General features: G+C 59.9%; 20 protein-coding genes and 4 tRNA genes. 11 read left to right on the top strand and 13 right to left on the bottom strand.

Features of this window, described 5'->3' with window-relative positions; translation table 11 throughout:
- The 3 genes from AACY07_RS06580 to lipA are packed head-to-tail and all read left to right on the top strand — an operon-like array spanning position 1 to position 3522.
- A complete protein-coding gene (locus AACY07_RS06580) occupies positions 1–1377 on the top strand; it encodes an L-serine ammonia-lyase (RefSeq protein WP_339474043.1) in 1377 nt (458 codons plus the stop codon).
- A gap of 30 nt (positions 1378–1407) precedes the next feature.
- A complete protein-coding gene (gene gcvT, locus AACY07_RS06575; protein ID WP_339474041.1) occupies positions 1408–2529 on the top strand; it encodes a glycine cleavage system aminomethyltransferase GcvT in 1122 nt (373 codons plus the stop codon).
- A 24-nt stretch (positions 2530–2553) separates the two neighbouring features.
- A complete protein-coding gene (lipA, locus tag AACY07_RS06570; RefSeq protein ID WP_339474039.1) occupies positions 2554–3522 on the top strand; it encodes a lipoyl synthase in 969 nt (322 codons plus the stop codon).
- A gap of 118 nt (positions 3523–3640) precedes the next feature.
- Here lipA and AACY07_RS06565 read toward each other — a convergent pair whose 3' ends face one another.
- From AACY07_RS06565 to AACY07_RS06520, 10 genes are all read right to left on the bottom strand, one after another.
- Positions 3641–4546 (bottom strand): metal ABC transporter solute-binding protein, Zn/Mn family, encoded by a 906-nt coding sequence (locus tag AACY07_RS06565; RefSeq protein ID WP_219261504.1) that lies wholly within the window; start codon positions 4544–4546, stop codon positions 3641–3643.
- Complete coding sequence (locus tag AACY07_RS06560; protein WP_133077190.1) at positions 4547–5446, bottom strand: metal ABC transporter permease; 900 nt, start codon at positions 5444–5446, stop codon at positions 4547–4549.
- On the bottom strand, positions 5443–6198 hold the full coding sequence (locus tag AACY07_RS06555; protein ID WP_339474036.1) for a metal ABC transporter ATP-binding protein: 756 nt from the start codon (positions 6196–6198) through the stop codon (positions 5443–5445). Before AACY07_RS06555 ends, AACY07_RS06560 begins: the two co-directional genes overlap by 4 nt.
- Positions 6195–7133, bottom strand: a complete 939-nt coding sequence (locus AACY07_RS06550) for a metal ABC transporter substrate-binding protein (protein WP_339474035.1) — start codon at positions 7131–7133, stop codon at positions 6195–6197. The genes AACY07_RS06555 and AACY07_RS06550 overlap by 4 nt, the downstream gene beginning before the upstream one ends.
- Positions 7134–7167: 34 nt before the next feature.
- Positions 7168–7722 (bottom strand): DUF6162 family protein, encoded by a 555-nt coding sequence (locus tag AACY07_RS06545; RefSeq protein ID WP_339474033.1) that lies wholly within the window; start codon positions 7720–7722, stop codon positions 7168–7170.
- The gene (locus tag AACY07_RS06540) at positions 7719–8054 is read right to left on the bottom strand and encodes a hypothetical protein (protein ID WP_133077194.1); all 336 of its coding nucleotides are present in this window, start codon (positions 8052–8054) and stop codon (positions 7719–7721) included. The genes AACY07_RS06545 and AACY07_RS06540 overlap by 4 nt, the downstream gene beginning before the upstream one ends.
- Positions 8054–8593: a thiamine pyrophosphate-binding protein gene (locus AACY07_RS06535; RefSeq protein WP_339474031.1), complete on the bottom strand. Its 540-nt coding sequence runs from the start codon at positions 8591–8593 to the stop codon at positions 8054–8056. The genes AACY07_RS06540 and AACY07_RS06535 overlap by 1 nt, the downstream gene beginning before the upstream one ends.
- Complete coding sequence (locus tag AACY07_RS06530; RefSeq protein WP_339474030.1) at positions 8590–9801, bottom strand: PepSY-associated TM helix domain-containing protein; 1212 nt, start codon at positions 9799–9801, stop codon at positions 8590–8592. Before AACY07_RS06530 ends, AACY07_RS06535 begins: the two co-directional genes overlap by 4 nt.
- 264 nt (positions 9802–10065) lie before the next feature.
- Complete coding sequence (locus tag AACY07_RS06525) at positions 10066–11016, bottom strand: siderophore-interacting protein (protein ID WP_339474029.1); 951 nt, start codon at positions 11014–11016, stop codon at positions 10066–10068.
- 80 nt (positions 11017–11096) lie between these two features.
- Positions 11097–12047, bottom strand: coding sequence for a 2-hydroxyacid dehydrogenase (locus AACY07_RS06520; protein WP_339474027.1), 951 nt, complete (start codon positions 12045–12047; stop codon positions 11097–11099).
- A gap of 202 nt (positions 12048–12249) precedes the next feature.
- Between AACY07_RS06520 and gltX the strand changes: the two genes are divergently transcribed.
- The 8 genes from gltX to AACY07_RS06480 all read left to right on the top strand — a co-directional run bounded on the left by gltX (position 12250) and on the right by AACY07_RS06480 (position 16723).
- Positions 12250–13731, top strand: coding sequence for a glutamate--tRNA ligase (gltX, locus tag AACY07_RS06515; protein ID WP_339474025.1), 1482 nt, complete (start codon positions 12250–12252; stop codon positions 13729–13731).
- A 292-nt stretch (positions 13732–14023) separates the two neighbouring features.
- Positions 14024–14099: transfer RNA gene (locus AACY07_RS06510), tRNA-Ala, on the top strand.
- A 75-nt stretch (positions 14100–14174) separates the two neighbouring features.
- Positions 14175–14250 (top strand) — tRNA-Glu (locus AACY07_RS06505).
- A 50-nt stretch (positions 14251–14300) separates the two neighbouring features.
- A tRNA-Ala gene (locus AACY07_RS06500) sits at positions 14301–14376 on the top strand.
- A gap of 77 nt (positions 14377–14453) precedes the next feature.
- Positions 14454–14529, top strand: a tRNA-Glu gene (locus AACY07_RS06495).
- A 150-nt stretch (positions 14530–14679) separates the two neighbouring features.
- Entirely contained in the window at positions 14680–15114 is a 435-nt protein-coding gene (locus AACY07_RS06490) for an acyl-CoA thioesterase (protein WP_133077200.1), read from the top strand.
- A 73-nt stretch (positions 15115–15187) separates the two neighbouring features.
- On the top strand, positions 15188–16147 hold the full coding sequence (locus AACY07_RS06485) for a tRNA-dihydrouridine synthase (RefSeq protein WP_133077201.1): 960 nt from the start codon (positions 15188–15190) through the stop codon (positions 16145–16147).
- Between the two features lie 123 nt (positions 16148–16270).
- Entirely contained in the window at positions 16271–16723 is a 453-nt protein-coding gene (locus AACY07_RS06480) for an Hsp20 family protein (protein ID WP_133077202.1), read from the top strand.
- Positions 16724–16857: 134 nt separating this feature from the next.
- On the opposite strand, the gene pbpG is transcribed toward AACY07_RS06480, so the two are convergent.
- The 3 genes from pbpG to AACY07_RS06465 form a co-directional block, all read right to left on the bottom strand.
- On the bottom strand, positions 16858–17796 hold the full coding sequence (pbpG, locus tag AACY07_RS06475; protein WP_133077203.1) for a D-alanyl-D-alanine endopeptidase: 939 nt from the start codon (positions 17794–17796) through the stop codon (positions 16858–16860).
- A gap of 362 nt (positions 17797–18158) precedes the next feature.
- Positions 18159–18368 carry a helix-turn-helix domain-containing protein gene (locus AACY07_RS06470; protein ID WP_339474021.1) on the bottom strand — a complete coding sequence of 70 codons (210 nt, stop codon included), beginning with the start codon at positions 18366–18368 and terminating at the stop codon, positions 18159–18161.
- Positions 18369–18377: 9 nt separating this feature from the next.
- Positions 18378–18929: a DUF2975 domain-containing protein gene (locus AACY07_RS06465; protein WP_339474019.1), complete on the bottom strand. Its 552-nt coding sequence runs from the start codon at positions 18927–18929 to the stop codon at positions 18378–18380.
- Between the last annotated feature and the right edge of the window lie 225 nt (positions 18930–19154).

The raw sequence follows: 19154 nt of genomic DNA, 5'->3' as shown, positions 1-19154 counted from the left end.
ATGTCGCTAAGTGTGTTTGATCTGTTCAAAGTGGGGATCGGTCCTTCCAGTTCGCATACGGTAGGGCCGATGAAAGCTGCCGTGGCGTTTGCCCAGGGGCTCAAGGCGCAAGGGCTGCTGGAGCAAACTGAAAGTGTGCGTGCCGAGTTGTATGGCTCGCTCGGTGCTACCGGCAAGGGTCATGGCAGCGACAAGGCCGTCATGCTGGGGCTGGAAGGGGATTACCCGGATACCCTGGACACCACCACGGCGGATGCCCGGGTTAGCGCGATTCGCAGTTCGACCAGTCTGTCGTTGCTCGGTGAAAAAGCGATCCGCTTCGTCGAGAAAGAGCACCTGGCGATGATTCGCAAGCCCCTGCCTTACCACCCCAACGGCATGATCCTGCGAGCGTTCGATCGGGCCGGATTGCAAATGTGCAGCCGTGAATATTATTCGGTGGGTGGCGGCTTTGTGGTCGATGAGCAAGCCATCGGGGTCAATCGCATCGTTGCTGATCGAACCCCGTTGCGCTATCCGTTTTTGTCGGGCCGTGAACTGCTGGAGCAATGCACCCGCAGCGGTCTTTCGATCAGTGCGTTGATGGCCCGGAACGAGGCGGCCTGGCACACCCCGCAGCAGCTTCGCGAGGGGTTGCTGCATATCTGGCAAGTGATGCAGGACTGCGTGCTCGCCGGGTGCCGCAATGAGGGAATCATGCCTGGCGGACTCAAGGTCAGGCGCCGTGCGGCGCAGCTCTACCGCCAGTTGAGCAGCAATCCGGAAGCGGCACTCAAGGACAGCCTCTCGGTGCTCGACTGGGTCAACCTGTACGCGCTGGCCGTCAATGAAGAAAACGCCAGCGGTGGCAGGGTCGTGACGGCACCCACCAATGGCGCGGCGGGGATCGTGCCTGCGGTATTGCACTACTACGTACGATTTGTGCCGGGAGCGGATGAAAACGGGGTGCAACGCTTTCTGTTGACGGCGGCGGCCATCGGCATTCTGTACAAGGAAAACGCCTCGATTTCCGGTGCCGAAGTCGGCTGCCAGGGCGAGGTGGGTGTTGCCTGCTCGATGGCTGCCGGGGCGCTCTGCGAGGTGCTGGGCGGCACGGTGGAGCAAGTGGAAAACGCTGCCGAAATCGGCATGGAACACAATCTGGGCCTGACCTGCGACCCGATTGGCGGTCTGGTGCAAGTGCCCTGCATCGAGCGCAACGCGATGGGCTCGGTCAAGGCGATCAATGCTGCGCGCATGGCCTTGAGGGGCGACGGCAAGCACTTTGTCTCCCTCGACAAAGTCATCCGCACCATGCGTCAGACAGGCGCCGACATGAAGAGCAAGTACAAGGAAACCGCACGCGGTGGCCTGGCCGTGAACATCATCGAATGCTGACATCTTTTCAACTCATTCAAGGATTCACCCATGTCTGACGAACAACTGCTGAAAACCCCGTTGCACGTTTTGCACCTGGAGCTTGGCGCCCGCCTGGTGCCTTTTGCCGGCTACGAAATGCCGGTGCAATATCCGTTGGGCGTGATGAAAGAGCATCAGCACACCCGCGAACAGGCGGGCCTGTTCGACGTATCGCACATGGGCCAGATCCGCCTGCACGGTGCGGGTGCGGCCAGGGCCCTGGAAGCACTGGTGCCGGTGGACATCATCGACCTGCCCGTGGGTATGCAGCGCTATGCCATGTTCACCGATGAAAACGGTGGCATCCTCGACGACCTGATGGTGGCCAATGCCGGGGAGTACTTGTTTCTGGTGGTCAACGCCGGTTGCAAGCAACAGGACCTGGCGCATTTGATCCGGCACTTGGGCGCTGCCTGCGAAGTGGAGTCGCTGTTCGACAGCCGCGCCTTGCTTGCCCTGCAGGGGCCGAAGGCTGCTCAAGTGCTGGGGCGCCTGGCTCCGGAGGTGCAGGCCATGACCTTTATGCAATTTGCCAGCGTGCGTTTGCTCGGTGTCGATTGTTACGTCAGTCGCTCCGGTTACACCGGCGAAGATGGCTACGAAATTTCCGTTCCGGTCGAACAGGCTATACGGCTGGCCCGTGCGCTTCTGGCCGAGCCCGAGGTCAAGCCTGTCGGTCTGGGTGCCCGGGATTCGCTGCGCCTGGAAGCGGGCCTGTGCCTGTACGGCCATGACATGGACGTCACCACGACACCGGTTGAGGCCAGCCTGGGCTGGGCTATTTCAAAGGTGCGGCGCACCGACGGCGAGCGTGCCGGTGGCTTCCCCGGAGCCGGGCGCATCCTCGGGCAGCAGCGCGAAGGCGTGGCTAGCAAACGCGTTGGCTTGTTGCCTCTGGAGCGTGTGCCGGTGCGTGAAGGCACACCCATCGTCAATGCCCAGGAAGAGGTGATCGGCCATGTCACCAGCGGTGGTTTTGGTCCCAGCCTCGGTGGTCCGCTTGCGATCGGCTATGTGCAAAACGCCCATGCTGCACTCGATAGCGAAGTCTTCGCCGTGGTGCGGGGCAAGTGGGTGCCGATGCGGGTGGTTAAAACACCTTTCGTCCCTCAGCGTTACTACCGGGGCTGAGGCCGCGATGCGAGGAGCACTAGCATGAGTGAACACCTGTCTGTCGCCACCCGCCCGCAACCGTTGCAGGCGGGGATCAAATTGCGTGGAGCCGACAAGGTTGCCCGTATCCCGGTGAAGATCCTGCCGACCGAAGATATACCGCGTAAGCCTGACTGGATCCGCGTGCCGATATCCACCTCGCCGGAGGTGGCGCGGGTCAAGGCGCTGCTGCGCAAACACAAACTGCACAGCGTGTGTGAAGAGGCTTCTTGCCCGAATCTGGGCGAGTGTTTCTCGGGCGGTACCGCGACGTTCATGATCATGGGTGATATCTGTACCCGTCGCTGCCCGTTCTGTGATGTGGGGCACGGCCGCCCGAGGCCGCTGGATGCAGATGAACCGAAGAACCTGGCGATTGCCATCGCCGACCTTCGACTCAAATACGTGGTCATCACCTCGGTGGACCGTGACGACTTGCGAGACGGCGGTGCCGGACACTTTGTCGACTGCCTGCGCGAAATTCGCAAGCTGTCACCGGGCGTACAGCTGGAAACCCTGGTGCCCGACTATCGCGGGCGCATGGACGTGGCACTGGCGATCACAGCGCAAGAGCCGCCTGATGTGTTCAACCACAATCTGGAAACAGTGCCGCGGCTGTACAAGGCGGCGCGCCCCGGATCGGATTTCGAGTGGTCACTGGACCTGCTGCAGAACTTCAAGCACAAGGTGCCCCATGTGCCCACCAAGTCCGGCTTGATGCTGGGTTTGGGGGAGACGGACGAGGAAGTGATCCAGGTGATGCAGCGCATGCGCGAGCATGATGTCGACATGCTGACGCTGGGGCAGTACCTGCAGCCCTCGCGCAGCCACCTGCCGGTGCAGCGTTTCGTGCACCCGGACACCTTCACCTGGTTTGCAGAGGAGGGGCAGCGCATGGGTTTCAAGAACGTCGCGTCGGGGCCGCTGGTGCGCTCCTCTTACCACGCTGATGAGCAGATGAAGGGGGTTTGATACAAGACCCGTAGCCGCTGGCGAAGGAATGAGGCTGCGTCCACGGGCGCAGCCTTCGGCCGTTGCCACGAACGGGCGGGCCCCATTGAAAGCGTCGTAATGGGTCAGGTGACGAAGCTTAATCGGTGCTCAGTACCTTGACGATGGCGTCAATATTGCCCTGCAACTCGGCTACAGGATCGGCGCCGTCTGCCGTCACCACCACCAGTTCACTGCCACCCTCGGCAATTGCAGCGATGACTGCAGCCGAAGGCTGGCGGTGATCCAGCACCAGCGCCACATCATTGTCTTTCAGGGTGTGGGTCAGCGCTTGCAGCGACTCGGGCGTCCAGGTTTCATCCCCTTTGTGATCGACTTCGACCCGTTCCAGATTCAACCCGCCAATCAGGTAGTCCAGCCGATCCGACAGGCTCACCACGGCCAAGTTGTCGGCCTTGGCCAACTGTGCCTCGCTGTCGGCGCTGAGCTTGAGCAAACGCTGTTTCAGACTCGCCAGGTTGGCCTCGATCTTCGGCTTGGCAGCAGGTGCCAACCGCACCAGGTCGGCCGCGATCACATCCGCCATGCGTCCCATGTTGTTGCTGGTCAGCCACGGCTGGCTGTTCAGGCCATCGCTGTGAGCACCCGGCTGCACGGCTATGCCCGGCAGGCTGCCGTCCACTGGCCGCGCCGCGTCAACTTCAACAATGCGGATATTGCTGCGTCGTGCCATCGGATACAGCGGGTCATCGCTCCACAATGAGCGCAGGCCGATCACGGCATCGGCCTGTGTGGCCAGCGTGTGCAGGGCAGGGGCGCCGCGCCCGCTGAAGTAGGCGCTCTGTCGGCTCCCGGGCAGGTTGGCCGCTGCGGCCCGTTCCAGGGTCACGTTACTGTCCTTGAGCAGCAACTCGCCCAGCCCGTAAGTGATCGGCAGGCTGGCGAGGACGCGCACCGGTTGCGTCGCTGTGTCGGCTGCCAGCAGAGGCGTGCTGAGCAGGCCAGTAATGGCCAGGGCCAGTGAGAGTTTGCGCAGAGTGAACATTTATCCAATATTCCCTTTCAGGCTGGGCACCACGCCCCGGGCGATGGCGGCGAGGGCGAAGGCGATACCGGCCATCAAAATAATTGCGGCGCCGGACGGGATCGGCAGGTCAAACACGATGGGCAGCAGGATGCCGCACAGGGTGCTGACGGTGGCGATCAGTACTGAAATCCAGAAAAACCCCTTCAGCGACTGGCTGAGCAAACGCGCCGCCGCTGCCGGAATCACCAGCAGTGCGCCCACCAGAATCGCGCCAATGACTTTAACGGCCGCGACGGTAATCAGCGTCACCAGGATCACAAACAGATAGTCCAGGGACTTCACTGCCACCCCGCGTACAGCGGCCAGTTGCGGGTTGAAACTGGCGAGCATGATGCGGTTGTACAGCGGCAGGCTGAGGCCCAGCACCAGCGCGCCGACAATCGCCAGTACCAGCAGATCATTGCCGTTGACCGTCAACACTGAACCGAACAGCACGTTTTCCAGGATATGCACGTTGATCTTGCCCGCCAGAATCAGCAGCAGGCTGGCGCCCAGTGCCAATGACACCGACAGGAACACGCCGATCAGGGTATCCGGTGCCAGCCCGGTGCGATTGCGCAGGTAATTGAGCGAGATGCCGAACAACAGGCAGTAGCCGAACAGGCTGCCATAAGGTCCGGTGTAGGGCTCACCCAGCAGGATGCCGATGGCCACGCCGGTCAGCGCGGCATGGCCCACGGCTTCGGAAAAAAACGCGAAACGCTTGACCACCACCAGCGTGCCCAGGCCGCCGAGTACCGGGCCAATCAGCAAACCGGCAAGCAATGCATTGACCACAAAACCGTAAGCCAGCACTTCGGGCAAATAGCCTGCAGATGCCCAGCCCTGAACCATCAGACGGAACGCTTCGTAACTCATGACAGGGCGCTCCCGTGAGCCTTGGGATGGGTTGAAAACAGGTTGAGCAAGCGTTCGGGGCTCAGGGTCTGTTCAGGCGGGCCGTCGAACAGGACCTGGCGGTTGAGCCCGGTCACCCGCTCTGCCAGTCGTTTCACGGCGGCCAGATCGTGCTCGATCCACACCACGGTAACTCCGGCCTGACGCCAGTCAGTCAGCAAGCGCTCAAACACTCGGGCACCGGCCTCGTCCAGCGCCGACATGGGTTCATCCAGCACCAGCAGTTGCGGTGCGGGGATCAGGCCCTGTGCCAGCAACACGCGCTGGCGTTCACCGCCGGACAGCGCACCCATGCGCCGCTTGCGTTTGTCCTGCATGCCCACACGCTCCAGCGCGTCGCCGATGGCCGGAGCCACCTTGCGCGACAACCCCATAAACGCCGGGCGGCGCTGGCACATGGCGGCCATGAAATCATCCACGGTCATGGGCAGTCCGCGATCGAACTCCAGCGCCTGGGGAACATAGCCGATCAGCCCCGGTTCACCGGGCCAGTCAAGGCACAGGCGACCCTGATGGGGCATTTGCCCCAGCAGCGTCTTGATCAGCGAGCTTTTGCCCCCGCCGTTTGGCCCCACCAGCGCATGGACGCTGCCGGGGCGGATGCTGAAACTGACGTGATCCAGAATGGGCGTCCGACCCAGGGTCAGTGACACCTGATCAAACGTCACCCCCGGCCCGCAAGCCGCTACCGGCAAGTGTTCAACGGCAGTCATGCTCCGGCCTCCTGAATGGCCCTGACCACGGTATTGAGGTTGCCGGTCATTTCTTTTTCGTACTTGTCAGCGCTGTAGTCGCCATAGGAAATATGGGAGAGCGGGTACAGTTTGACCCCGGACTCGCGCTGAATGGTCTCGACATAAGTGGACGGGAAGTCCATCTCGGAGAAGATCACCTTCACATCCAGCTCGCGTAGTTGATCGATGGTTTTCTTCAACTGGCTGGGGCTTGGCTCAATGCCGTGGGCCGGCTCGACCACGGCGGTGACCTCCAGGCCGAACTCGCGCAGCAGGTAGTCGTAAGCCGCGTGCACCGTGGCCACGCGCAGGTCGGCGTTCGGTGCCTGGGTCAACTTGGCCAGGGCATCGGCCCGCATTTGACGCAGGCGCTTGCCATAGGCGCGGGCATTGGCGGTGTAGGTTCTGGCGTTGGCCGGATCGAGTTTGCCCAGTTCACGGGCAATGTTGTTGACCTGAGCAATCGAGGCGCTGATCGACAGAAAGGTGTGGGGGTTGACCACCTTGCCCGCACCACGCGCCGCGTTGCCGGTGGCGGCCAGCAAGGGGACATTCTGGTTGGCCTCGATCACCGGGATGTCAGGTTTTTCGCTGGCCTCGATCATGCGGTCGGCGAAGTCATCATGGCCCACGCCATTGAGCACGATTACATCCAGTGTACCGATGCGCTTGATGTCTTCAGCGCGGGGCTCATAGGCGTGGGGGTTAAAGCCTGCGGGAATCAACGGCACCACTTCGGCCTTGTCGCCGACGATATTGGCCACGTAGCTGTAGTAAGGGTGCAGGGTGATACCGATGCGCAGCGGCTTGGCCAGCGGGGCCGGGGCATCGGCAAATGCCTGGGGTGACAGACAAAAGGCAAACAGGGCGGCCAGCAGCACGGTGCGGCGACGCACAACAGATGAAATCGACATGGCGAGCAGTCTTCTCTCAGGTCAAGCGGTGGGTTCAGTGCCGATGCTGGCGTGTGACCCCGGCATCGAATTGCGCGATCACTTGCTGCCAGCCACTTTGGTTAAGGGCGGCATCGCTGAAGTCGGCGGGGGCTTTTGCGTCGGGATTGCGGTTGAGCCATATATCCGGCTGGGTGCTGATTCGCATCAAGAACGAACCCGCCACCTCAGGGTTGGGGCTCAGGCCCAGATAGGCCTGTTCACCGAGCAGCTGCCAGGCATGGTTGCCACGGCTGACGGAGCTGGCATCGCTGGCAAAGGGGGCAAAGCCTTCTTCGGCCAGTTGGGCGGGTTGGGGCAGGGCGCTGGACGCTTCGCGCAGTAACTGGATTTCGTCCAGCGTGACCCGCAGGTCGGCGTAGATGCCTTGTTCGGCAGCGCTCAGGTCCCGTCGTGCATCCAGTTGATGGGCGGCCACGGAAGTCACTTCCTGGGATTCGTGACGCCAGGCCACCACGGAGCCGGCCACGGTCAGAATCAACAGGCACAGCAGCAACACATACAGGGTTTCATGACCGGCACCGGCCGGGCGCACCACGTGAGTACTCATGGGGCCTCGATATCGGCTTGGTCGATTTCGACGATGTGACCCGGACCTGCGTCAAACAGCACATAAAATTCGGAATCGGGGCGCTTGAACGTCAGGGTTGAATCCGCGCCCAGCTTGCCGGGCACCAGGATGGTTTCGTCGTAGCCGATGACATCCAGGGTCACTCCCGGTGCGCCGCTGCCGTCGGAAAACCCGCCGGTACAACGGATCTGTCCGTCTTCCACGGCCTTGCACTCACACATCGGGTTGTGGGCCAGTGCCTGGCTGCAAACACCGAGCAACGCGATCAATCCTGCCGCCAGGGCAGGTTTTTTAAACAGGCGCGAATGCATTATTTGGCTCCTCGTTGGGCCAGCCAGGCGACCGTTGCCGGTGAGGCCTGGCTCAGGGGAATGGAGGCCTGATGCATGGAGCCGTCCCACCCCTCAAGGGTGATCCATAGCTCGGCGTCAGGCTTGGTGCGATCCGGGATCGGCATGGTGGCGCCCATGCGATATGGCGTGCCGAAGAAAATCACCCCGGCGGCCCGCAGGCTGCGAGGTTTGCCGATTCGCAGATAGGCAGCCTTGACCTGATCGATGCAGGTGTCGCACAGGGCAGCGTTAAAGCTCTTCATGTAGCCCGCCGGGCCGTCCGGGCGCGGGGCTTCGTTGCGCAATTCGGCCAGTTTCAGGCTCCAGGGACCGACCTGCACGGTGCCGATTTCACGCTCGCCCAGGCCGCTGTCCCCGCGAAACAGCGAGGCATCGGCGAAGTACTTGGGCATAAAGCCCAGCGGCACCAACAGCAGCAGAATGTTTATGTGAAAGCGCCATTTGTGCCACAACCGGCCAAGGGTGGACGAGGGCTGTGCAGCCACTGCCTTGCTCATACATTGGCCTCTTCGGGCTGTTGGCTGTGCGCCGTGACGGTCTGGGTTGCGGCAGGTTTACGCTGGGATTTCTCGCTGCGCTTGAGGGCGTTGGCGGTGGCCAGCGCCGTGCGTTTGGTCCAGATCAGCAGGCCGCTCAGAATCATCATGCTGAGGATCAGGCCGAAGAAGAACCAGATCAGCTTGACCCACAGTCCGCCAAAATCGCCGGTGTGCAGCGGGCGCATGGATTCGGTTACCAGCTCCAGTCCGGACCGGTCGGCAATCATTCGCGAGCCTTCGATCGCGCCGTTGTACGGGTTGATGTCGGCGGTCTGGAACAGCAGCGGGTACCAGCCCGGGCCGCCGACCTCGATATGTCCGTAGGCATTGCTCGGCAGGCTGACAAAACTCGCGTCCAGCCCGGGGATTTTTTCGGCGGCAATTTTTACTGCCTGGTCGAGGTTGATCTGCGGTGCGGGCTGGCCGTCCGGCATGATCGGTACATCCTGGCGCGCCACAACGGGCGGGTTGCCAGTGGTTGAAATCGAAATCTGGTTATCGAACATAAAGGCTTCGATCAAGAACCACAGGCCGGTGATGGAAATCACGGCAATAAACCAGATCGACCAGATGCCGCACAGGCGGTGGAAATCGCCCCAGAAAATGCGCGCTCCGTGATTAAAACGCAGGTTGGGTTTGAAAAAGCCTTTCCAGAATTTTTTGTAGACCACCAGCCCGGTAATCAGCGACCCCAGCAGCGGAAGGCCGAGGAACGACACCAGGTACCAGCCCCAGCTATAGCCATTGGTAAATGGCACCAGCCACCAGCCGTGCAAGGCGCGGGTAAAGGCCTGGAAGTTGAAGCTGGGGCTCTCACCCTGAATCGCTCCGGAATACGGGTCGATGTACAGCGATGGCGAGCGGCCGTCGGGATAGACCACGCGGGCCACCAGGGCAAAATGCGACTCGTCCGGGCGGCTGATCGACTGTACGGCCAGGTTCGGTTCAGCCTTTTTAATAGCGGTCAGCACCTGTTCGTAAGTCAGCAGCGGTGCATCATCATCCGGCTGGGTGGCGCGGGCCTCGGGGGTGGCAAGCCATACGATCTCCTGGCTGACCACGGCCAGTGTGCCGGTCACGCAGACGATCAGGACGAAGAACCAGATAGGCAGCGTCAACCAGCTGTGAACCAGAAACCAGAGTTTGGAACGGGACTTTTTGGACATGGGAAACGGCAAACTCGCAGCAGGGCGGGTGTGTAATCGCCATTGAGAAGCGATTGCTTATCCATGTAGGACGAATGAGGTGAGCAAAACCCGAAGCTGGACTTGTAAGAAAATGTTTCCGGCGTGGCCAGGTCTGGGTGCATCCGCTGTGGGAGCGGGCTTGCTCGCGATTAAGGCGGCGCGGTCCAGCCGGTAAAACGTGTCGATGCCATCGCGAGCAAGCCCGCTCCCACATTCTGTACCCTGGCGGTGCGGTCGCTATTGCTAGCCCAATGACCGCCCCAGCTTCCAGTACCCCATCAAGGTCAGTGCCTTGCGGTCCATACCACATTCATGGACGAAAAACTTTCTGATCGCCATCACCGCCATCGATTCCCCGGCTACCCAGGCATAAAACTCGTTGTGCCTGGCGCTGGCCCGCTCCCAGAGCCGCTGGTTGTCCAGATCAAGTTCTTGCAGGACAGCACAGGCCTTGGCTTGCAGGCGCCGGGGCGGCAGGCTGGCCAGTTCGCGGGCCGCGACGATCATGCCGTCACCGTGCTGTTTGCCCAGGCTGGCGCGGGGCAGCCAGTGGACTTTGGTATTCGGGCCACAGACTAGGGCATGGCAGTCGGACTCTTCGGGCACTTCGATAAAGGCTTGTACCTGGGGGGTGTCGGGGTGATGTGCCAGCTCTTCCAGGATACCGGCGATGGCCGGGAGCGCAGTTTCGTCGCCGATTAACAGTACTTTTCGCATGCCCTGTGGGGGTTGCCACTCATAGCCCCCCGGGTCGTCCGGGTAGGCGCCATTGGGGGCCGCAATTTGCAGGAGATCACCCGCTTTGGCCTGGGTTGCCCAGCGCGTGGCGGGGCCGGTGACGCCATGCAGGACAAAGTCTATATCCAGTTCGCCCGACTCCACGCGCAGGTTGCGAAGGGTGTAAGAGCGCATGGGCGGCACTTGCTCGGGGCTCAAGTTGCTCAGGGTCGCTCGCCAGTCTCCCCGTTTAGGCAGGTTGGAGGCCTCGCCGTTGGCGGTGGGGAACAGCAATTTGACCCGCTGATCCGGTGCCAGGGTACGCATCAGCGCCACATCGTTGCCGCCGAACACAAAGCGCGTCAGTGACGGGCTCAAGGTGATGCGGCGCTTGAGCTGGATATCGAACAGTCGGTAGGCAGCGGGTTTACTGAGTCGATTGCGCAGGTTCTGCACCAGGGCGGCAGCGGGGGACATAACAGCACCTCAATAAGCAGGAGTCGTTTTGTATAACGATCCATTGAGTGAGGAATTTAAGGTGCTGTCGCAGTCCTGGGTCAGGCGGGGTGGGGCATTGGCACCGGAGTGAGGACGGGCTTGCCGGCGAAAAAAGCCTGCAGGTTATCGACCACCAATTGCACCGTGGCTTCGACCGCATCGGGTGACTGGCCAGCCACATGGGGAGTCATGACCACGTTGCCGAGGGTTTTGAGCGGGTCCGGCACCAGGGGTTCGTCTTCAAACACGTCAAGCCCGGCCCCGGCGATTTTGCCTGTGGTCAGGGCGCTGATCAGGGCATCGGTGTCGACTACGCTGCCGCGGGCAATATTGATCAGGTAGCCGTCTGCGCCCAGAGCATCGAGCACGGGAGCGTCGATCAGGTGGTGTGTGGCGCTGCCGCCGGGCGTGGCGATCATCAGGAAGTCCACTGCTGCGGCCAGTTCAAGCACGCTGGCGCAGTAGGTGTAGGGCGAGTCGGGGCGCGGCTGGCGGCTGTGGTAGCTGATGCTCATGTCAAAGCCGCAGTCCGCACGCTTGGCGATGGCCTGGCCGATCGCGCCCAGGCCGATGATGCCCATGCGTTTGCCCGACAGTGAGGGCTGGCGCACCTTGACCCACTCGTTGCGGCGGATGCTGGCGTCGGCCTGGGGGATGCCGCGCACCGCGCTCAGCAACAGCGCCATCGCGTGGTCGGCCACTGACGAGGCGTTGGCCCCGGCGCCGAAGGTCACGGTAATGCCAAGGTTGCTGGCGGCTTGCAGGTCGACCTGCTCGAAGCCGGCGCCGATCACGCAGATGATCTTGAGCAAGGGCAGGGCAGCCATTTCTTCGGCATGCAGGCCCAGCGGGCCGCGGGTCAGTACGGCGTCGATGCGGGCGCCGTGCTGGGCTATGGCCTGGGCGCGGCTGGCGGGGGTGGGCGCCAGGATCAGTTCGTAGCCTTGGGTTTCAAGCATGTGCAGATAATCGTTAACGCTCTCTACCAGCACCAGCACAACTCGGGACATGGGTATCTCCAGCCAAGGGATGTCAAGAATGGACCGAGATTAACACCGGTCTGTGCTGTTTTTCGCTGCACCCATTCGATCCGGGCGCTCTATTCAGGCTTTTTTCAGCCGTGTGGCGGATGGGCCGAGTCCTGCGCTGGAGCCAAGCCGGGTCGGCCTGTTACCATTCGCCCTTTGTTTTATCTCCACTTCGAGACCGCCCATGACCACCGTTCGCACGCGCATTGCGCCATCGCCTACCGGCGACCCCCACGTCGGCACCGCTTACATCGCTTTGTTCAACTACTGCTTTGCCAAGCAGCATGGCGGCGAATTTATCCTGCGGATCGAAGATACCGACCAATTGCGTTCGACCCGCGAGTCCGAGCAGCAGATCTACGACGCCTTGCGCTGGTTGGGTATTACCTGGAGCGAAGGCCCGGACGTTGGCGGCCCGCACGGTCCGTACCGTCAAAGCGAACGCAGCGAGATCTACAAGAAATACACCCAGCAACTGGTCGATATGGGGCATGCCTTCCCGTGCTTCTGCACGAGCGAGGAGCTGGACCAGATGCGCGCCGAGCAAATGGCCAAGGGCGAAACCCCGCGCTACGACGGTCGTGCGCTGCTGTTGTCCAAAGAAGAAGTAGCGGCCCGTCTGGCAGCTGGCGAACCCCACGTGATCCGCATGAAAGTGCCGACCGAAGGCGTGTGCGTTGTGCCGGACCTGCTGCGCGGCGATGTCGAGATCCCGTGGGATCGCATGGACATGCAAGTGTTGATGAAGACCGATGGCCTGCCGACCTACTTCCTGGCCAACGTGGTCGACGATCACCTGATGGGTATCACCCACGTGCTGCGTGGCGAAGAGTGGCTGCCATCAGCGCCCAAGCTGATCCTGCTGTACGAGTATTTCGGCTGGGAACAACCGCAGCTGTGCTACATGCCGCTGCTGCGTAACCCGGACAAGAGCAAGCTGTCCAAGCGCAAGAACCCGACGTCGGTGACGTTCTACGAGCGCATGGGCTTCATGCCTGAAGCGATGCTCAACTATCTGGGCCGCATGGGCTGGTCGATGCCGGACGAGCGCGAGAAGTTCTCGCTGCAGGAAATGGTCGATAACTTTGACCTGTCCCGCGTCTCGCTGGGCGGCCCGATTTTCGACGTAGAGAAGCTGTCGTGGCTCAACGGTCAATGGTTGCGTGACCTGCCGCTGGAAGAGTTCGCCAGCCGCGTGCAGCAATGGGCGTTGAACCCTGAGTACATGATGAAAATCGCGCCGCTGGTTCAGGGTCGGGTTGAAACCTTCAGCCAGATCGCGCCATTGGCCGGGTTCTTCTTCTCGGGCGGCTTGCAGCTCGATGCCAAGCTGTTCGAGCACAAGAAACTGTCCAACGAACAAGTGCGTCAGTTGATGCAGCTGATTCTGTGGAAGCTGGAGAGCCTGCGTCAGTGGGAAAAGGACGCGATCACCGGCTGCATCCAGACCGTGGTCGAGTCCATGGAGCTGAAGCTGCGTGATGCCATGCCGCTGATGTTCGCTTCGATCACCGGCCAGGCAAGTTCGGTGTCGGTGCTGGACGCGATGGAGATTCTGGGGCCGGACCTGACCCGTTTCCGTCTGCGCCAGGCACTCGACCTGCTGGGCGGTGTGTCGAAGAAAGAAAACAAAGAGTGGGAAAAGCTGTTTAACGCGCTGAATTAATCATCGCAGGCGGTTTTTTTCTGTGGGAGCGGGCTTGCTCGCGATGGTATCGACACGTATTGCCTGGCACTGCGCTTCGTTCCCATCGCGAGCAAGCCCGCCCCCACAAAAGCCTCAAGGTGGGTTTGGGCCAGTATTTACGGGGCAGGGAAGGTAAGTGGTTGTTCTCACGGCAAATTTTTTTTAAAAAGTTTAAAAATAAGTTTGACAGCCTATCCATCCAGTCTTAATATGCGCCCCGTCCACACAGCAACACGAAACAAGCAGCAACAAAACGCTGCAGTGACTGTCTGGGGCTATAGCTCAGCTGGGAGAGCGCTTGCATGGCATGCAAGAGGTCAACGGTTCGATCCCGTTTAGCTCCACCAAATTTACAGTTCAATGTCTGGCCACACCGGCATTGAATCGATCAGCACTCAGCGCTGATCAGTTAGAAGGTTTGTGTCCCCTTCGTCTAGTGGCCTAGGACACCGCCCTTTCACGGCGGTAACAGGGGTTCGAGTCCCCTAGGGGACGCCAGTTTTACAGAAGCAGCACTTCGGTGATGCTCCGCCGCCAGGCGATAAATCGGGGCTATAGCTCAGCTGGGAGAGCGCTTGCATGGCATGCAAGAGGTCAACGGTTCGATCCCGTTTAGCTCCACCAATTTACAGTTCAATGTCGGGCCACACTGGCATTGAATCGATCAGCACTTGGTGCTGATCACTGTTAGAAGGGTTTGTGTCCCCTTCGTCTAGTGGCCTAGGACACCGCCCTTTCACGGCGGTAACAGGGGTTCGAGTCCCCTAGGGGACGCCACGATTACCCGCTATGCGGGATTTATAAGGGTCATTCGATTATTGAATGGCCCTTTTGTTTGTCTGCAGTTTTTATATTCCTCGCCTCGAAGCTTGCAGCCGCCCCCTCTGCGTTACACTGCGCTCCTTATTTTTTAGGGGGAGACAAGGCATGAGTTGGGATTTGGCAGCACCGTTCATCATTGACCTGACCGTTCAGGCCGAAGACATCGACGGGTTCGGTCATGCCAATAACGCGGCCTATGTAGTCTGGCTGGAACGTTGTGCCTGGCGCCATTCGCAGCGTCTGGGGCTGGATCTCACCGAGTACCGTCGCCTTGATCGCGCCATGGCGGTGTCCCGCCATGAAATCGATTATCTGGCCAGTGCCTATGAAGACGATGAGCTGCAATTGGCAACCTGGATTGTCGATTGTGACCAGCGCTTGCGCATGACCCGCCACTTTCAGCTTGTACGCCCCAGCGATGGCGTGACCCTGTTGCGTGCGCAAACCACGTTTGTCTGCATCGAGCTGTCCACGGGCAAGGCCAAGCGCCTGCCGCCCGAGTTCCTTGAAGGTTATGGTCCGGCTGTCGTCACGGCCTGATCAGCAGCGCCTGCTCATACCGATTGCCCACATAACGGCGTAAACTGCCGCACGTTTTTCATGAGAGTCACCCATGCAAATTGCTTTGGCGCCGATGGAGGGGTTGGTCGACAACATCCTGCGTGATGTCCTGACCCGCACCGGCGGTATTGATTGGTGTGTGACCGAATTTATTCGGGTCACCGAGCGGTTGTTACCGGAAGCCTACTTCCATAAATTCGCCCCCGAATTGCAGCACGGTGCGCAGACACGTTCCGGCGTGCCGTTGCGCGTACAGTTGCTGGGTTCTGATCCGGCCTGTCTGGCCGACAACGCGGCGCTGGCCGTTGAGTTGGGTTCCGGGGTGATTGACCTCAATTTTGGCTGCCCGGCCAAGACCGTGAACAAGTCCCGTGGTGGTGCGGTGCTGCTCAAGGAGCCCGAACTGCTGCATGCGATCCTGCTGCAGGTGCGACGCACTGTGCCTGCGCATATCCCGGTGACCGCCAAGATGCGCCTGGGCTTTGATACGCCGGACAGCGCCAATGAGTGCGCGATTGCCCTGGCCGAAGGGGGCGCAAGCCAGATCGTGGTGCACGCGCGGACCAAGATGGATGGCTACAAGCCGCCTGCCCATTGGGAGTACATCGCCCAGGTACAGGAAGCGGTGAAGGTGCCGGTGTTTGCCAATGGCGATATCTGGTCGGTTGAAGATTGGCGCCGTTGCCGCGAAATCAGCGGTGCTGAAGACATCATGCTGGGTCGCGGCCTGGTGTCGCGGCCCGATCTGGCCCGGCAAATTGCCGCAGCCCGTGCCGGTGTTGAAGTGGTGCCGATGACCTGGGCTGATTTGCAGCCCATGATCCGCGATTTCTGGGCGCAGGCCGAAGCCCAGCTGACGCCACGTTCAGCCCCCGGGCGCCTGAAGCAGTGGTTGGCCATGCTGACCCGCAACTACCCTGAAGCCGTGGTGCTGTTCAATGCCATGCGCCGTGAGACCGACTGTGAGAAGGTCCGGCATATGGTCAACAACCCGCCTGCTGACGCTGCCTGAAACGACTGAAAAAATTTTTCAGAAAAACCCTTGAAACGGTTTTGACGGTCCCTATCTAAGGGGTACGCGATGCCGAAACCGGGTCGCGTAACAAAATCTCGCTGAAATCAGGAGGATGAAATTATGAGCAACGCATTTTCAATGGCGCCACTGTTCCGTAATTCTGTCGGCTTTGACCGTTTTAGTGATTTGTTTGAAACCGCTTTACGCAACGATTCGAGCGGCGGCTACCCACCTTACAACGTTGAAAAACGGGGTGAAGACAGCTATCGCATCGTGGTTGCGGCTGCAGGCTTCCAGCAAGATGATCTGGACCTGCAAGTTGAGAAAGGCGTGCTGACCGTAAGCGGCAGCAAACGTGAAAGCACCAGCGAAGAAGGCGTGACCTTCTTGCATCAAGGCATTGCACAGCGGGCATTTAAATTGTCCTTCCGTCTCGACGACCATATCGAGATCAAAGGCGCAAACCTGAGCAATGGTTTGCTGAGCATCGACCTGCAGCGGGTGGTGCCGGAAGAGGCAAAAGCCAAACGCATCCCGATCAATGGGGATTCGCAGCCTGCTCTGCAAAACTGACCTGAGCACGTGCTGAAAAAGAACCCCGTCTTCAGGCGGGGTTCTTTTTATCCGGAAGATTATCAAGAGCAACACGCAGGCATTTGTCCCCGACCTCTCCCCGGGGCAAGTGCCTGCTTTTCATATCCAGAACGTCACTTTCCAGCCTGACCTGCGGTCAACTGGTGTTTTTGCAGGTTCTTGTCGGCTTTGTAGCGCAAGGCTACGTCGGGCACGCTGCCGCTTTTACCGGTTTCAACCCAGTTGCGAATCCGCCCTGCATCGGCGAAGTGGGTGTATTTGCCAAAGGCATCCAGAATCACCAGCGAAACCGGGCGATTGCCCATCTCGGTTACCAGCACCAGGCAGTGGCCAGCCTGATTGGTAAATCCGGTCTTGGTGATCTTGATATTCCACTTGTCCTTTTTGACCAGATGATCGGTGTTATGAAAGCCCAGTGTGTAGTTGGGCTTGCGGAACGCCACGGTTTTTTCTTTGGTGGTGCTCAACTGGCTGAGCATCGGGTAGTGCCGTGCCGTTGCCAGCAGCTTGCTCAAATCCCGCGCGGTGGACACGTTGTGAATCGACAGGCCGGTCGGCTCAACGTAGTGGGTGCTCATCATGCCCAGGCTTTTGGCCTTGGCGTTCATGGCTGCGATAAACGCCACATAACCGCCCGGGAAGTGATGGGCAAGGCTGGCAGCCGCACGGTTTTCCGATGACATCAGGGTGATCAGCATCATTTCGCGACGCGAGAGTTCGCTGCCAATCTTGACCCGGGAAAACACGCCCTTCATTTCTGGCGTGTCGCTGATGTTGACCGAAATGTATTCATCCATCGACTGTTTGGCGTCCAGTACCACCATGGCGGTCATCAGTTTGGTCACGGAAGCGATGGGGACGATGGCGTCAGGGTTGCTGGCAAAAATGACCTTGTTGGTCTGCAGGTCGATCAGCATCGCGCTGCCTGAGGCGATATGCAGCTGTGAGGTATCCCTTGGGGCCGAAATGCTTTCAGCCGCTGCGGCGATTGAAGAGGCGCTGGTGCCTGCCAGAACTAAACACAGGCTCAAAATAGAAAGATGAATTTTCACGCAGAATGACTCAAGGATGGTTGGGAAGTACCGGGCTGCAACGGCTGTTACACACATAACGTTACATTTTGTCAGTATGGATCAATAGCGGCAGAAATGCCTGATTTCGCAGGGTTTATCAGAGAATATTCATGGCCGGGGCTTTGAGGTGCCAGTGCAGTTGAAAGGCGTCAACGGGAGGTGCTGGCGAATCAAGGATTCGTGCTCGGGCGAGCCTAACAGTGCAATGCTGTTGGCTGGCTGAACGACTTGAGCGTTCGACCCTGGCTCTGGAGGCCGCGAAAAGTCAGTAACGCTGGAGGCGGGGATTTATCAGGTTCAACGCCTGTGAGGCTGTGGCCCCACAGGCGTGAACGGGTGCTTCAGGATTCAGCTCGATAGTGCAGCAAGTCCCCCGGCTGGCAATCGAGTGCGGTGCAAATGGCTTCCAGGGTGGCGAGCCTTATACCTTTGACCTTCCCTTGTTTGAGCAGTGACAGGTTCTGCTCGGTAATGCCGACCATTTGCGCCAGGTCCTTGGATTTGACCTTGCGCATGGCCAGCATGACGTCCAGCTTAATTTCGATCGGCATCTTGGCCTCTTAAACAAACTGCTGATTTTCCCGTGCCATCGAACAGGCGTTGTATAGGCTGCGGGCGATGATCATAAGAGAAGCGGAGAGGAATAAGGCAACAAGATGCGACGGTTCAAAGCTGATGGTGAACAAACGCTCGCCGTCAGGGCGCAAAAATGTGATCCAGACGCTCATGACCGGTGTCAGCAAGAGGCAAGCCAGCACCCATAAAGCGACACTCTTGCCTACTTTTCCCAGCAGTTCAGCCGACTCCGCCGAGAAGTATTCCCCGTTGCTGTAGGCCAGAAACAGGCTGCGCAGCGCCAGCAACCCCTTGGCCAGTATCAGCAGGGGGATGCTGGACAGCACAATGGCCCCTGCGACTTGCCACCAGGGCATCTGCAGAATGTCTGCGTTCAGTGTTTTGGTCATGGCGCTCAGGCTGAAACCGCCGACGTAGGTGCCAATGACGTTGGGGAATATCCAGTAAGCGATATTGGCCAGGAGCATGCCCACCACAAGCGCCAGGGTGGCGGTTGCCAGGGTTCTGCTGCGATCGGCCAGGTGATCGGTTTTCATCTGAAAGTCCTTCTGTAGTACTGATGATTAAGTGCCCGGATTCTGCGCAGAAACGGTAGGCGATGTTTTAAGGCCTGGGTATCGTAATTCGATAATAAATGATTGTAAAACGATAATTTCAAGGGTGTGGAAATGGCGTTGGCTGATGCAGATGCGCGCGGTGTTGATTAGGCAGGGCTGTGCAATTGTGTAAAATGCCGGCCCTTGAAATTGACCGGCCGGCCT

The sequence above is a fragment of the Pseudomonas sp. RL_5y_Pfl2_69 genome, from assembly GCF_963970465.1.
Lineage (GTDB): Bacteria > Pseudomonadota > Gammaproteobacteria > Pseudomonadales > Pseudomonadaceae > Aquipseudomonas.
This window is presented reverse-complemented; position numbering and strand designations above follow the sequence as displayed.

Coding starts and splice junctions, on each gene's coding strand:
- AACY07_RS06545 (WP_339474033.1), bottom strand. CDS start 7,722: ATGAGTACTCACGTGGTGCGCCCGGCCGGTGCCGGTCATGAAACCCTG.
- AACY07_RS06540 (WP_133077194.1), bottom strand. CDS start 8,054: ATGCATTCGCGCCTGTTTAAAAAACCTGCCCTGGCGGCAGGATTGATC.
- gltX (WP_339474025.1), top strand. CDS start 12,250: ATGACCACCGTTCGCACGCGCATTGCGCCATCGCCTACCGGCGACCCC.
- AACY07_RS06490 (WP_133077200.1), top strand. CDS start 14,680: ATGAGTTGGGATTTGGCAGCACCGTTCATCATTGACCTGACCGTTCAG.
- AACY07_RS06480 (WP_133077202.1), top strand. CDS start 16,271: ATGAGCAACGCATTTTCAATGGCGCCACTGTTCCGTAATTCTGTCGGC.
- AACY07_RS06465 (WP_339474019.1), bottom strand. CDS start 18,929: ATGAAAACCGATCACCTGGCCGATCGCAGCAGAACCCTGGCAACCGCC.
- AACY07_RS06485 (WP_133077201.1), top strand. CDS start 15,188: ATGCAAATTGCTTTGGCGCCGATGGAGGGGTTGGTCGACAACATCCTG.
- AACY07_RS06525 (WP_339474029.1), bottom strand. CDS start 11,016: ATGTCCCCCGCTGCCGCCCTGGTGCAGAACCTGCGCAATCGACTCAGT.
- AACY07_RS06520 (WP_339474027.1), bottom strand. CDS start 12,047: ATGTCCCGAGTTGTGCTGGTGCTGGTAGAGAGCGTTAACGATTATCTG.
- AACY07_RS06555 (WP_339474036.1), bottom strand. CDS start 6,198: ATGACTGCCGTTGAACACTTGCCGGTAGCGGCTTGCGGGCCGGGGGTG.
- gcvT (WP_339474041.1), top strand. CDS start 1,408: ATGTCTGACGAACAACTGCTGAAAACCCCGTTGCACGTTTTGCACCTG.
- AACY07_RS06470 (WP_339474021.1), bottom strand. CDS start 18,368: ATGCCGATCGAAATTAAGCTGGACGTCATGCTGGCCATGCGCAAGGTC.
- AACY07_RS06580 (WP_339474043.1), top strand. CDS start 1: ATGTCGCTAAGTGTGTTTGATCTGTTCAAAGTGGGGATCGGTCCTTCC.
- AACY07_RS06530 (WP_339474030.1), bottom strand. CDS start 9,801: ATGTCCAAAAAGTCCCGTTCCAAACTCTGGTTTCTGGTTCACAGCTGG.
- AACY07_RS06550 (WP_339474035.1), bottom strand. CDS start 7,133: ATGTCGATTTCATCTGTTGTGCGTCGCCGCACCGTGCTGCTGGCCGCC.
- AACY07_RS06560 (WP_133077190.1), bottom strand. CDS start 5,446: ATGAGTTACGAAGCGTTCCGTCTGATGGTTCAGGGCTGGGCATCTGCA.
- lipA (WP_339474039.1), top strand. CDS start 2,554: ATGAGTGAACACCTGTCTGTCGCCACCCGCCCGCAACCGTTGCAGGCG.
- AACY07_RS06565 (WP_219261504.1), bottom strand. CDS start 4,546: ATGTTCACTCTGCGCAAACTCTCACTGGCCCTGGCCATTACTGGCCTG.
- AACY07_RS06535 (WP_339474031.1), bottom strand. CDS start 8,593: ATGAGCAAGGCAGTGGCTGCACAGCCCTCGTCCACCCTTGGCCGGTTG.